10 protein-coding genes, 1 tRNA gene and 3 pseudogenes are annotated in these 12,057 nt (G+C 57.9%); 13 read left to right on the top strand and 1 reads right to left on the bottom strand.

All coding sequences use genetic code 11. The features are described 5' to 3' along the window. From JCM25156_RS04285 to JCM25156_RS28615, 9 genes and pseudogenes are all read left to right on the top strand, one after another. Positions 1-205 (top strand): annotated as a pseudogene (locus JCM25156_RS04285) (UdgX family uracil-DNA binding protein); the annotation flags it as partial. A 106-nt stretch (positions 206-311) separates the two neighbouring features. Further along, a complete protein-coding gene (locus JCM25156_RS04280; RefSeq protein WP_025812250.1) occupies positions 312-2,513 on the top strand; it encodes an FUSC family protein in 2,202 nt (733 codons plus the stop codon). Positions 2,514-2,556: 43 nt separating this feature from the next. Then, complete coding sequence (locus tag JCM25156_RS32555) at positions 2,557-2,775, top strand: hypothetical protein (RefSeq protein ID WP_407637104.1); 219 nt, start codon at positions 2,557-2,559, stop codon at positions 2,773-2,775. Further along, positions 2,745-3,895 (top strand): annotated as a pseudogene (guaD, locus tag JCM25156_RS21435) (guanine deaminase). Before JCM25156_RS32555 ends, guaD begins: the two are co-directional and overlap by 31 nt. A 713-nt stretch (positions 3,896-4,608) precedes the next feature. Continuing rightward, the gene (locus JCM25156_RS04265; protein ID WP_148299316.1) at positions 4,609-6,060 is read left to right on the top strand and encodes a CDP-glycerol glycerophosphotransferase family protein; all 1,452 of its coding nucleotides are present in this window, start codon (positions 4,609-4,611) and stop codon (positions 6,058-6,060) included. A 35-nt stretch (positions 6,061-6,095) separates the two neighbouring features. Beyond that, a complete protein-coding gene (locus JCM25156_RS04260; protein WP_025812247.1) occupies positions 6,096-6,848 on the top strand; it encodes a class I SAM-dependent methyltransferase in 753 nt (250 codons plus the stop codon). After that, the gene (locus JCM25156_RS27710; protein WP_084296443.1) at positions 6,845-7,450 is read left to right on the top strand and encodes an HAD-IB family phosphatase; all 606 of its coding nucleotides are present in this window, start codon (positions 6,845-6,847) and stop codon (positions 7,448-7,450) included. Before JCM25156_RS04260 ends, JCM25156_RS27710 begins: the two co-directional genes overlap by 4 nt. Next, the gene (locus tag JCM25156_RS04245; protein ID WP_025812245.1) at positions 7,423-8,109 is read left to right on the top strand and encodes an NTP transferase domain-containing protein; all 687 of its coding nucleotides are present in this window, start codon (positions 7,423-7,425) and stop codon (positions 8,107-8,109) included. The genes JCM25156_RS27710 and JCM25156_RS04245 overlap by 28 nt, the downstream gene beginning before the upstream one ends. Before the next feature lie 12 nt (positions 8,110-8,121). Next, positions 8,122-8,379 (top strand): hypothetical protein, encoded by a 258-nt coding sequence (locus tag JCM25156_RS28615; protein WP_148299315.1) that lies wholly within the window; start codon positions 8,122-8,124, stop codon positions 8,377-8,379. 804 nt (positions 8,380-9,183) lie between these two features. On the opposite strand, the gene JCM25156_RS04235 is transcribed toward JCM25156_RS28615, so the two are convergent. After that, positions 9,184-9,273: transfer RNA gene (locus JCM25156_RS04235), tRNA-Ser, on the bottom strand. Between the two features lie 246 nt (positions 9,274-9,519). On the opposite strand from JCM25156_RS04235, the gene rplU reads away from it, so the two are divergent. The 4 genes and pseudogenes from rplU to proB form a co-directional block, all read left to right on the top strand. Beyond that, a complete protein-coding gene (gene rplU, locus JCM25156_RS04230; protein WP_025812244.1) occupies positions 9,520-9,834 on the top strand; it encodes a 50S ribosomal protein L21 in 315 nt (104 codons plus the stop codon). A gap of 66 nt (positions 9,835-9,900) precedes the next feature. Next, positions 9,901-10,170, top strand: coding sequence for a 50S ribosomal protein L27 (rpmA, locus tag JCM25156_RS04225; RefSeq protein ID WP_025812243.1), 270 nt, complete (start codon positions 9,901-9,903; stop codon positions 10,168-10,170). Between the two features lie 412 nt (positions 10,171-10,582). Continuing rightward, positions 10,583-11,356 (top strand): annotated as a pseudogene (gene obgE / locus JCM25156_RS21430) (GTPase ObgE); the annotation flags it as partial. Beyond that, positions 11,353-12,057, top strand: a 705-nt coding sequence (gene proB / locus JCM25156_RS04215; RefSeq protein ID WP_025812242.1) for a glutamate 5-kinase, incomplete at its 3' end; no start/stop codon positions are given. The pseudogene obgE and the gene proB, both read left to right, overlap by 4 nt.

Below are 12,057 nucleotides of genomic sequence, written 5' to 3'. Positions count from 1 at the left end.
CTCCGCCCTGCTGGGCCGCGCCGTTACGATCGGGCGGGAACGCTCGCGCCCCATCGGGCTGGACGATGGCACGACCGGTGTTGTCACCGTCCACCCGTCCTTTCTGCTGCGCCTGCCCGATGAGGCCAGCCGGGCGCGGGAATACGCCCGTTTCGTGGCGGATCTGCGTCTTGCCGCCAGCCATGTCATGCCCGCGGGCACATGATCGGCCACGAGGAAAGCCAATGCCAGATATGCGCTCGCGACACCGTTACGTAATGCCAAGATGCGTTATTGATTAAGGTGCCCCTTGTCGCCGAAAGCCGTATATCGTGCCCGCAGACCTGCATCTTCTGCCTTCCTTCCTGAATCGAATTTTTAGTGGAAAGCATTTCCCCACCATTCGCGCCCCCGGTTACGCACGGATGAGTGGCCTGAAATGGCTTTATGCCCCCACGCCGGAGGCCCTGGCCTTCGCCGTACGCACCACGGTGGCGGCCCTCATGGCGCTGACCATCGCGATGTGGATGGAGCTTGACGATCCGCCATGGGCCGCCATGACCGTATGGATCGTGGCCCAGGGATCGCGGGGCGAAAGCCTGTCCAAGGCGCGATGGCGTCTGGTCGGCACCGCCATCGGGGCGATCAGCGCGGTCATCATCGTCTGTTCCTTTCCACAGGCGCCGTGGCTGTTCTTTCCCGCCATCAGCATGTGGATCGGGCTGTGCTGCATGTGCGCCACGCTGGTGCGCAACTTCCGCTCCTACGCGCTGGTGCTGTCGGGCTATACCTGCGCCATCATCGCCATGGCCGCCACGCGCCAGCCTGACAACATCTTCATGATCACCATGTCCCGCACGTCCTATATCGTGCTGGGCATCACGTGCGAGACACTGGTGGCGGTGCTGTTCGCCCATAACCTCGCCGCCTCCGCGCGCCGGAACATGCGCCAGAAAATCCAGCTGGCGCTGAGCAGCGCCACCGATGCCGTGGCCAACCTGCTGGCGGGCGATGACCAGGCCTTCGTGCGCTCGCGCGCGCTGTTCGGCACGATCCTGAGCATCAACGACCAGATCGAGTTCAGCGAAGTCGAGATGGGCCCCCACGGGCATGAAGGCGACCATGCGCGCGCGGCCCTCGCCTCCGTTTCGGTCCTGCTCTCGCGCGGGCTGGGCATGATGGCGCGCATCAAGGCGCTGGAAACACGTAACGAGCAGTTTACCGAGACCTCGCTGCTCACCCGCAGCTTCCTGCTGGGTGTGCCGCCCCGGCTGGAAAACGACAGTGACATCGCGCATATCCTGCACGACCTTCAGGATCTGCGCGGGGTCTGCCGCCAGCGCATCATCGACGCCCTGACGCGGGAAATCGGCACCACCCCGAGCGACACGGCGGAAATTGACGACCTGCTGAACTGCCGCATCCTGCATAACGCGCTGGATGAGCTGCTGGGGGAACTCGAACTCGCCGTAAAGGAATTCGACGCCAGCCAGCACGAAATCCGGGGCGATCACTTCCATTTCCGCATAGAGGCGCACCGCGACTTCAAGGAAGCGGCCTATAACGGCATCCGCGCCGCCATGGCGATCGGCATGTCCGCGTTGATATGGGAAATAACGGCCTGGCCCAACGGGATCGGCTTCATCACCATGGTCGCGGTGACATGCGGCCTGTTCGCCACGCGTGAGAACCCGGTGGTCGGCACCATGAGCTTCCTGCGCGGGGCCTGCTGGGCGGTGCTGGTTTCGGGGTTCCTGGTGCTCCTGTTCCTGCCGCGCCCGGCGGAATTCGAGATGCTGGCCGCCTGTCTCGCCCTGCCCATGATCGCGGGGGGGCTGGCCGCGCGCAATCCGTCCACGGCGGGGGCAGCGGCGTCTTACTCCCTGTTCCTGCCCAACCTTGTGGGGCCGGGAAACCAGACGCGCCTGAACGAGATCGCCTATTTCAACACCTCGTTCGCGCTGCTGTGCAGCATCGGCTTCGCCGTGCTGATTTTCCGCGCCGTGCTGCCCTTCAACAACGATGAAGAACGCTGGCGCATGCGCAACCGCACCCTGCATGACCTGCGCCACCTGGCCGCGGCCCATCCCATGCCCGCCACCCAGTCCTGGATCGGCCGCAACACGGACCGCTTCTCGCGCCTGATCCGCCATGCCGGCCCCACGCCCACGCCCACCATTGAGGCCTACCTGCAGGGCACGCTGTCGGCCATGACCATCGGGCTGAACATCATCCGCCTGCGCACCGTGCTGGAGCGTGGGCAGCTACCCGCTGCGGCCGAGCGGGCCATTGAACTGTTCATGAGCCGGATGTCCGAATTCAGTGGCCGTTACGGGCGTTTTGGCCGCACGGCGCGGGTGGCGCGCGGGGCCACGCGCAGCCTGCGCCGGCTGGAAGCGCGTGAGGGCAATATCACCTCACGTATCGAGATCACGCGCGCCATTGCCTATCTGCTGGTCATTTCCTATGAACTGGGTGCAAACGCAGCCTTTCTGGATGCCTCCCAGCCCTATCGCGTCAGCGACGCCTCATAGCGCCGTGGCCTGACACGCGCTGGCCGGGGGGACGGAGCCGATCATGACCCTTGCCCCCCCGCCCGCCAGCGCCGCCCTGCGCGGCCATATCGTGACCTTCAGCGGCAATCCCTTCCTCATGCCGCCCCAGGACGCGCTGCGGGAGGAACCTGACGGGCTGGTCCTGATCCATGAAGGGCGCATCACCCATGCCGGCCCCTATGACAGCACCATCGCCCACCTGCCGCGGGCATGGAGGTTACGGATTATCGCGGCTGCCTGATTTCAGCGGGTTTTGTGGACACGCACGTCCATTACCCGCAACTGCCCATGATCGCGGCCTATGGCGAACAGTTGCTGGAATGGCTGGAACGCTACACCTTCCCCACCGAGCGGCACTTCGCCAACATGGATTACGCCACCACCGTCGCGCGGCAGTTCCTGCACATGCTGTTAGGCTGCGGCACGACCACGGCGGCGGTGTACTGCACGGTCCACCCGCAATCCGTTGATGCGTTCTTTACAGAATCGACCCGCCTCGGCACGCTCATGATCGCGGGCAAGGCGCTCATGGACCGTAACGCGCCCGACTACCTGCGCGACACCGCCCGGCAGGGCTATGACGAATCGCGGCGGCTCATCGAACGCTGGCATGGGCGCGACCGCCAGCATTATGCCGTGACCCCCGCTTCGCCCCCACCAGCACGCCGGAGCAGCTTGAACTGGCTGGCGCGCTGCTTGCCACCGACGAGACCCTGTTCATGCAGACCCACCTGGCGGAAAACCGCGATGAGGTGGCATGGGTGGCCAGGCTGTTCCCCAATAGCCGTTCCTATCTGGATGTGTACGACCGCGCCGGTCTGGTGCGGCCGCGCAGCGTGCTGGGCCATGCCATTTATGTGGACGAGACGGATCTGTGCCGCTGCCATGAAAGCGGGAGCGCGCTGGCCCACTGCCCCACGTCCAACCTGTTTCTGGGCAGCGGCGCTTTCCGCCTGCATGATGTCACGTCCCCCCGCCGCCCCGTCCGCACGGGACTGGGCACCGATGTGGGCGCGGGCACCAGCCTGTCCCACCTCCAGACAATGAACGAAGCCTACAAGATCGCCCGGATGAACGGCAACCGCCTGCACCCGGTACAGGCTTTCTGGCTGGCCACGGCCGGGGGCGCGCATGCCCTGCATCTGGATGACAGGATCGGCACGGTCGCGGCGGGCATGGATGCGGATCTGTGCATTCTCGACCCACGCGCGACACCGCTTCAGGCCCTGCGCGCCGAAATGTGCGACAGCACGGCCGACCTGCTGTTCACGCTCATGATGCTGGGCGATGACCGCAGCATCCGCGCCACCTACGTCAACGGCCGACTGGCCCACAAACGGGGGCACGAGACAGCGATTTAGCGCGTTCTGATGGCTGGCGCATTCCTGAAGCTTTTTGAAAAAAGCTTCACCAAAAACTTTCTTATGACTACAGGACGTTTCGTGGACTGGCTTTTCAAGCAGCCGCTTACGAATCGCGTTGTTCCTGTGGCGACCTGGACTATCAGGCATGATGACATTTCCAGCCCGGAGTGTTGGAACAGGAAACTGTGCGACAGAGATCCGGAGTGCGCCTCAGTCACCCGAAGCTGAAGTAAGCATCCTTGTAATATTTCCTTCCGATGGAAGGGACCATCGGCAATGACAGGTCAACCGATTGATCTGATCAATGCCGGGCAGAGCAGCGCTTCCACAAGACCAAAAAATCAGAATCTGGCTGGCATACTGCTATATCGCCGTCTTTATCAGGGCACGCAACGCGAATTCCAGGCCTTGCAAATGGCCCCGATCCGCAAATTTTGGTCCTCGCCCCAGCACAGCAATCCTGCCCAAAAAACAGCAGGACGAACGTCAGATTCGGACGGCTGGAGGCTTTCGCTCAACGCACTGACAAGGCATACTGCAATCTGTAGACCCTAACTCAAACCAAAAGAGTGTCGGGAGCAAGGTCAGTCTATATAGATATTTTTTCGGTCTGTTCATCTATCCGCGCGGAATATGTAAAAGAATTACATATCTTCAGACAGATCGTCTTTGCGTTAACATGACATCACGGGATACAGAGCAAGCACACCATGGATAAGATTGAAAAAACAGATGTCATTGCCGCGAAGATTGACCGCATCCATGAAGATATAAAGAATATTCATTCCAGAATAGAAGAAAATAACAAAAAAAATCAGACCCTCATGGAATCCATTCAAAAAATGTCCATGGCCATGCAGGTCATAGCGCAGCATTATGGTCAAATAATTCCAATAATAACGTCAATTCAGGAAAGCAGCAATATATCGCTGCGCAATGGATGTGAATCCAGCAGAATTCGTTGTATCTTCCTTGTTCATTCCATAGCCATGTGGAATTCACTCGCCGATATTTATGATCGGATGCGCAAAGACCACCGGTTTGAACCCCTGGTGCTCAGTACCTATACGCGACATCACGGGCATGGCGATTTCTACGGTGAAAATGATGTAAGTTCAGCATTTGATCGGATGGGTATCCCTCATTTACGCCTGAACATGCCCAATTCCTATGAAGGGCTGAGTATTTTAAAAAGCCTGAGACCAGATGTCATTTTCCGGCAGCAGCCATGGGATTGTGACGTCATGCCGGCTTTTACAACACGTGAACTCAATTTCGCGCGCCTGTGCATGGTTCCTTACGGGGTATTTGTTCTTCAGGGCGACTTCATCGCCTCCAATAATGGAACGAACACGACGCCTTCCCACCTGCCACAACCCAATGCCTATGATCAGGCTTATCATCGTGCCGCATGGCGTATTTTTTGTGAAACGGAGATGAGCGTCAGACTTTTCCAAAGCTTTCAGCACTCTGATCCGAAAAAATTCATTTTGTCCGGCTGCCCGAAGTTTGACTACCTGCTCCGCTCAAAGGGACATGGTGTCTGGCCATTACCCGAACCTAATGGCCGAAGCTTTCGTGTCATATGGGCACCACATCATTCAGTATATAATAACCCCCTGAATTTTGGTGTTTTTAATCGTATTTATGCTGACATGCTGGCCTGGGCCCGGAACAGTCCCGACATTCAGTTCGTATTCAAACCCCATCCTGCCCTATCAAGCGGTGTGATTGCTTCTGGCATCATGAATGCCCAGCAATATGAAGGGTATCTGCGGCAATGGAATGCGCTTGAAAACTGCGCAATCGAGACAGGGGAATACGGTGACCTGTTTGATGCTTCAGACATGATGATAACCGACAGCCTTTCCTTTCTTACGGAATATCCCCTTTTTGACAAACCTCTGGTTTTCTTTGATTCCGGGAAACATGCGGCATTCAATGCCATTGGCGAACTAGCCGTTTCCTGCACCCGGCGCGTTTATTCTTTTTCTGAAATGAAGGATGCCGTTATTTTCTATAAAAACGGGGGCGCCTGGGAATTCGAGAGCGAGCGCGAACAGTTAAAGCATATATTGCAGCCGGAACAAGTCCCCGCATCTGAGATAATTCTGGACTCCATATATAATGACATGAAAGATAATAATAAATTATTTGAATAATGTTAGCTTAAAATATCCACGAGGATTATATATTCATGTCCCGGACAAAAAATCAGAATGTGTCACTTTCGCATGATTCTGTTATTAAGTTCTTTGAACAGCGAGCCGCCACCTTCAATCCAACCCATCCACTTGTAACCACAATGTATCAGGATAAAAATCCTGAACTTGCCGAGCGGAGGGATGCGATGGAACGGGCACGCATTACTCCCCTTCTTGCATTGACTGGCAAAGAGACAGTGCTGGATGTTGGATGTGGGATAGGTCGCTGGCTTTCCGCGCTGCACGACCAGATCTCCCTGGGCGTCGGCATTGACGCCAGCGAGGGCCTTGTCAACATTGCGCGTCACATGTGTCCGTTCGAGAATGTAACGTTCATAAACGCCGGGATTGATGATCTTGAAGACATTTTTCCTGGCAATGAAATACAGTTTGACCGCATCTTACTGATGGGGATCATCATGTACCTGAATGATGATCAACTGGCATTACTGTTTGCAATACTATCCCGTATTCTTGCGCCGGGCGGTATCCTCTGCTTACGTGAACCTGTAGGCGTTCAGGGGCGATTATCCCTGAAGGACCATTGGTCGGAAGACCTGCAGTCGTACTACAGCGCCATCTACCGCACACCCGAGGAAATACAGGATATACTCACTCAGTTCTTTCCAAACGAACACTATAGAATTTCCGGGTTTTCTCCTTTGTTCGTTGATCCCGACGTGAACAGGTGGGCAGAAACCCAGCAGCAGTTCTGTCTTGTACGGCATCAAGGGGCATCTGCATGAGTGATACCTGCTTCTGCTTTGATCTTGATGGAACTATTACAAAATCTGAATTGCTGCCCATTATTGCTTCAGAAGTTGGACTTGAACAGGAAATGTCACTTCTGACGCAGCTTACGATGGCAGGGCATATCCCGTTTGAACACTCCTTCCGCCTTCGCTTTGCCATTTTGCGCTCCATTCCAGTCGATCGCATTCAGGCTGCGGTCAATTCCGTTGAATTCGACCCATATATTACTGATTTTATCAGGAAGAATCATGATCGGTGCTTCGTGGTAACAGGAAATCTGGATGTGTGGATTGCCCCTTTATTAAAAAAACTGGGTTGTAACTATTTTTCCTCCACCAGTTTGAGAAAGGAGGATGGAACCCTGGAACTTGTAAGTGTTCTCCGCAAGAACACGCCGGGCCTTGCCCTGAAGGAACGTTTCCGCCGTCTTGTTGCTGTTGGCGATGGACATAATGACGTTCCTATGTTTGAGGTGGCTGATATTGGTATTGCTTACAATGGCACTCATTCAAGCCCGGAAAGTCTGGTATCAACGGCGGATTATATTACACTGAGCGGAGAAGGATTATGTCGTCTGTTAAACACGCTGTTATAGCAGCCGCGGGCCTGGGATCCCGCCTGGGACACGGCAAGCCAAAATGCCTGGTCGAAATTGGTGGCGGAACAATATTACAGCATATTGTTTCTCTTTTGGCCGATGTTCCTGATGTACGTATTGTTGTCGGGTTCATGGAAAATAGCGTGATCAAGGAGATCACCCGTCTCCGTCGCGATATCATTATTGTTCGCAACCCTGATTTCCGGAACACGACAACCTTACACAGTTATGTTCTCGGGGCCAGGCACGTTACTGGCTCTGACTGTCTGTTCATGGATGCGGACCTGCTGATCAATCCCTGTTCGTTCCAGAATTTCCTGAAGTCCTGCAAGACGGCGGAGCCCCGACTTGCCATTACGAAGGCCAAAACAAATGACGCCGTTTATGTCGATCTGGATGAGAACGGTCTCGTAACGGACTTCAACCGCGTACGCAAAACGCCCTTTGAGTGGGCCAACATATCATGGCTACCAACGCATCTTTTGAAGCCACAAGACAATACGAACGTTTACACCTATCTGTCTCGTTCACTTCCCCTGCCCGCAACGCAGGTGGAAGCTTATGAAGTCGATACGGAAGAAGATCTCATCCGCGCTCAACGCGGCATTAAATGGCTTTTGCCCGATGCGATGCTGGAATCCTCTCCAGGCGTTTAGGCGCGGGGTTTGATGGTGCATTATTTTCACAAGCGGGGAAGCGCGCCCTGTCAGGCAGGTAGCGCCACGACCACGCATGCCACCCGGTCAGCAACCCAGCAATCAAAAGCCGTGCGCGTGGCACTGAGCCAAGAATCGGGAATTAACCTGATGACAGTAGCGACGCAGCGGCAACAGCAGACTGTGGAAGACCTGAAGGCAGAACCAAAAGAGCTACCCGTCACCCTCACCTCCAAAATGAAAGGAGCAATGATCGTGGCATTTGGTTGACATACGCCATTTCCATTGGGTGATTGCCTTTACACCCTACAGACACGTCTCCCGCATCTGACATGCTCAGTGCCGCATCGATTCTTTCAGCGTCACGCCCCCAGACCAACCGTCAGGTGGAACGAGGCGACCGGTAGGGGCACATGACGAACCGGGCTGTTCTCGGATTTCACGACTGGATATGCGCATTGTGGACAGCCATCCACTTAAGGACACGAACACTTCCAGCCGCATGACGGTGTGCATAGCGATTCGTAAGGTCCTGACCAGTCAGGGCGATCCTTTTTCATGCGCAGTCAGCAATCCGACCTGATCAGAATCGGACAGGTAGACAGACAGGTTTCCATCACTGGGCTTCGACCGGACTATTCCCGCGCAAGGAAGGAATATCGACCCTATGGCCATGCTGGCGTGCCCATTTGAAAACAGCCGGCAGAAGGTTCAGCAAATTGTAAATTGTGAGAAAATCGACGAAGATGATGGGTAGCTGGCTGGCAACCACCTCGTTCTTTTCATACGTAGATGGATGATCTCATGCCCTTACTTATTCGGGCTATCTTCAATCATGCAGGATGTCGATGACCTCGGACGGCCTTGTCCGCTCGTCACGCAATGGATCTACGCAGTCATTGGCATAGATCTCGCGGTCCCGAACCAAACCGCCTTGACGAAGCCGTCAAGGACCGGGAATACGACAGCACCCTTACGTTGGGTTCAGAGATTTTTTGGTAATGATCGCATAATAAAGCCAATGAATAATAACCCGGACGGCTCCAGGTTGGCCGTCTGACTTATTAAAATCACTGGCGGAGAGGGTGGGATTCGAACCCACGGTACGCTTGCACGCACAACGGTTTTCGAGACCGCCCCGTTCGACCGCTCCGGCACCTCTCCATCTGCACGCGGTGATGCAGCGGCTTATAGGGGGGAGCGATAAGGGGCGCAAGGGGCTTTTTTGCCATCGGGCAGGCAGGCATAAAAATGTTGACCTTGCCCGCGCCACCCAGTAAAAGCCCGCATTCACCCCGCGCGGAACGGGGACGCCGCTGTAAATGGTGGCCAATATAAAAAGCGACTGGGCCGTGTCGCCTGCGCCACAACGCGCCGCGCACGCCAAGAGATCGGAAAGACAGAAGAGATATGTTTGCAGTTATCCGTACCGGCGGGAAGCAGTACCGCGTTTCCAAGGATGCCGTCCTGAAGGTTGAAAAGCTGGAAGCCGAAGCCGGCGCCACGATCACGTTCGATCAGGTTCTGGCCGTTGGCGGCGAAGGTGGCACGACCATCGGCGCGCCCACCGTGGCGGGCGCCACCGTGACCGCGACCGTGATTGCCCAGGACCGCCTGGCCAAGGTCATCATCTTCAAGAAGCGCCGCCGGCAGAACAGCCGCCGCAAGAATGGCCACCGCCAGCCGGTGACCGTGGTGCGCATCTCCGCGATCAACGCCGCCTGATCCCTGCCCCGCCCCCCGGCCGGACAGGTTCGATCAGAAAGATTTCAGTTTTAAGGAGTTCAGGCAATGGCACAAAAAAAGGCGGGCGGTTCGTCCCGTAACGGACGCGATAGCGCCGGACGTCGGCTTGGCGTCAAGAAGTTTGGCGGCGAAAGCGTCGTGGCTGGCAACATCATCGTGCGCCAGCGTGGCACGAAGATGAAGGCAGGCGTGAATGTTGGCGTAGGCCGCGATCACACCCTGTTTTCCCTCGTGGACGGACAGGTGAAGTTCGAACGCCGCGCGGAAGGCCGGGTGCACGTTTCGGTGCAGAGCCTGCCGCTGGCGGCGGAATAAGGCACGCGCCTTATCCCGACGGGATTTCCCGAATTGAAGGGGGCGGTCATTCTGGCCGCCCCTTTTTCGTATGATACCGCACCCTGTTCTCTGGTATCATGCACGCACATGGCGCGCGCGCGTTCCGCGCCCCTACCGGATCGCAGGCAATGAAGTTTCTTGACCAGGCCAAAATCTATGTGAAATCCGGCGATGGCGGTGACGGTGTCGTCGCCTTCCGCCGGGAAAAATATATCGAATTTGGCGGTCCGGACGGCGGCAATGGCGGCCGGGGCGGCGATATTGTCTTCGAGGCGGTCGATAACCTCAACACCCTGATCGACTTCCGCTACACCCAGCATTTCCGCGCGCGCAAGGGCGGCAACGGCGCAGGCTCCGACCGCACGGGCGCCGCGGCCGAAACGGTTGTCATCAAGTGCCGATCGGCACCCAGATTTTCGATGAAGACCGCGAGACCATGCTGGGCGATCTTGATGCGGCGGGCATGCGCCTGCTGCTGTGCCGTGGCGGCGATGGCGGGCGGGGCAACGCGCATTACAAGACCAGCACCAACCGCGCCCCCCGCCGGGCGGACAAGGGCTGGCCGGGGGAGGAACGCTGGGTCTGGCTGCGCCTGAAGCTGATCGCCGATGTGGGGCTGGTTGGCCTGCCCAACGCGGGCAAGTCCACCTTCCTGTCCACGGTTTCGGCGGCGAAACCCAAGATCGCGGACTATCCCTTCACCACGCTGCACCCGCAGCTTGGGGTTGTCCGGCTGTCGATGACGGAGGAATTCGTCATCGCGGATATTCCCGGCCTGATCGAAGGCGCGCATGAGGGTAGCGGGCTGGGCGACCGCTTTCTGGGCCATGTCGAACGCTGCGCGGTGCTGCTGCACCTGATTGACGGAACGGCGGAGGATGTGGTCGAATCCTGGCGCACCATCCGCCATGAACTGTCCGAATATGGCGGCGGACTGGCGGACAAGCCTGAAATCATCGTGCTGAACAAGATCGACGCCCTCCTGCCCGAGGAAATGGATGAACGCCGCACCGCCCTTGAGCAGGCCAGCGGGCAGAAGGTCATGTGCATGTCCTCCGTCGCGCATCTCAATGTGGACACGGTGCTGCGCCAGTTGCAGGATTACGTGACCCGCGACCGCGCCGAACAGGCTGCACGCGAAAAAGGGGAGATCCCCGCGACATGACGGACACCCCCCTTCCCTCGCTACGTGACGCGCGGCGCGTTGTCATCAAGATCGGGAGCGCGCTGATCGTCGATCCCGCGCTTGCCGCCCCCCGGCAGGCGTGGCTGGACAGTGTTTCGCAGGATATTGCGGCATTGCGCGAACAGGGCACCGAGGTCGTGGTGGTGTCATCCGGCGCGGTGGCGCTGGCGCGGCACCATCTGGGGCTGACACGGCCCGTGCTGCGGCTGGAGGAAAAGCAGGCCGCGGCCTCGGTGGGGCAGATCCGGCTGGCGCAGGCCTGGACCGATGCGCTGTCGCAACGCGGCCTGACCGCGGCGCAACTGCTGCTTACCCCCGATGATACCGAACACCGCACCCGTTACCTGAACGCCCGCGCGTCCCTCAACACGCTGCTGGCGCTGGGCTGCGTGCCCATCATCAACGAAAACGACGCCATCGCCACGACCGAGATCCGCTTTGGTGATAACGACCGGCTGGCCGCCCGCGTGGCGGAGATGATCAATGCGGACCAGCTTGTCCTGCTGTCCGACATTGACGGCCTCTACACCGCCGACCCCCGCAACAATCCCGACGCCCGCCACCTGCCGGTTGTCACCGCGCTGACGGAAAGCATCGAGGCCATGGGCGGTGCGCCGCCGCCGGGGTATTCCTCGGGCGGTATGCGGACCAAGCTGATGGCCGCGCGCATCGCCACGCAG

Source organism: Komagataeibacter kakiaceti JCM 25156, assembly GCF_000613305.1.
The sequence above is the reverse complement of the archived record's forward strand: the minus strand, read 5'-3'. Positions and strand labels throughout refer to the sequence as shown.

What these genes read in the sequence shown, in the direction of transcription:
- JCM25156_RS04265 (WP_148299316.1), top strand. Translation starts at nt 4,609, where the DNA reads ATGGATAAGATTGAAAAAACAGATGTCATTGCCGCGAAGATTGACCGC.
- JCM25156_RS27710 (WP_084296443.1), top strand. Translation starts at nt 6,845, where the DNA reads ATGAGTGATACCTGCTTCTGCTTTGATCTTGATGGAACTATTACAAAA.
- JCM25156_RS04245 (WP_025812245.1), top strand. Translation starts at nt 7,423, where the DNA reads ATGTCGTCTGTTAAACACGCTGTTATAGCAGCCGCGGGCCTGGGATCC.
- JCM25156_RS28615 (WP_148299315.1), top strand. Translation starts at nt 8,122, where the DNA reads ATGGTGCATTATTTTCACAAGCGGGGAAGCGCGCCCTGTCAGGCAGGT.
- rplU (WP_025812244.1), top strand. Translation starts at nt 9,520, where the DNA reads ATGTTTGCAGTTATCCGTACCGGCGGGAAGCAGTACCGCGTTTCCAAG.
- JCM25156_RS32555 (WP_407637104.1), top strand. Translation starts at nt 2,557, where the DNA reads ATGACCCTTGCCCCCCCGCCCGCCAGCGCCGCCCTGCGCGGCCATATC.
- JCM25156_RS04260 (WP_025812247.1), top strand. Translation starts at nt 6,096, where the DNA reads ATGTCCCGGACAAAAAATCAGAATGTGTCACTTTCGCATGATTCTGTT.
- rpmA (WP_025812243.1), top strand. Translation starts at nt 9,901, where the DNA reads ATGGCACAAAAAAAGGCGGGCGGTTCGTCCCGTAACGGACGCGATAGC.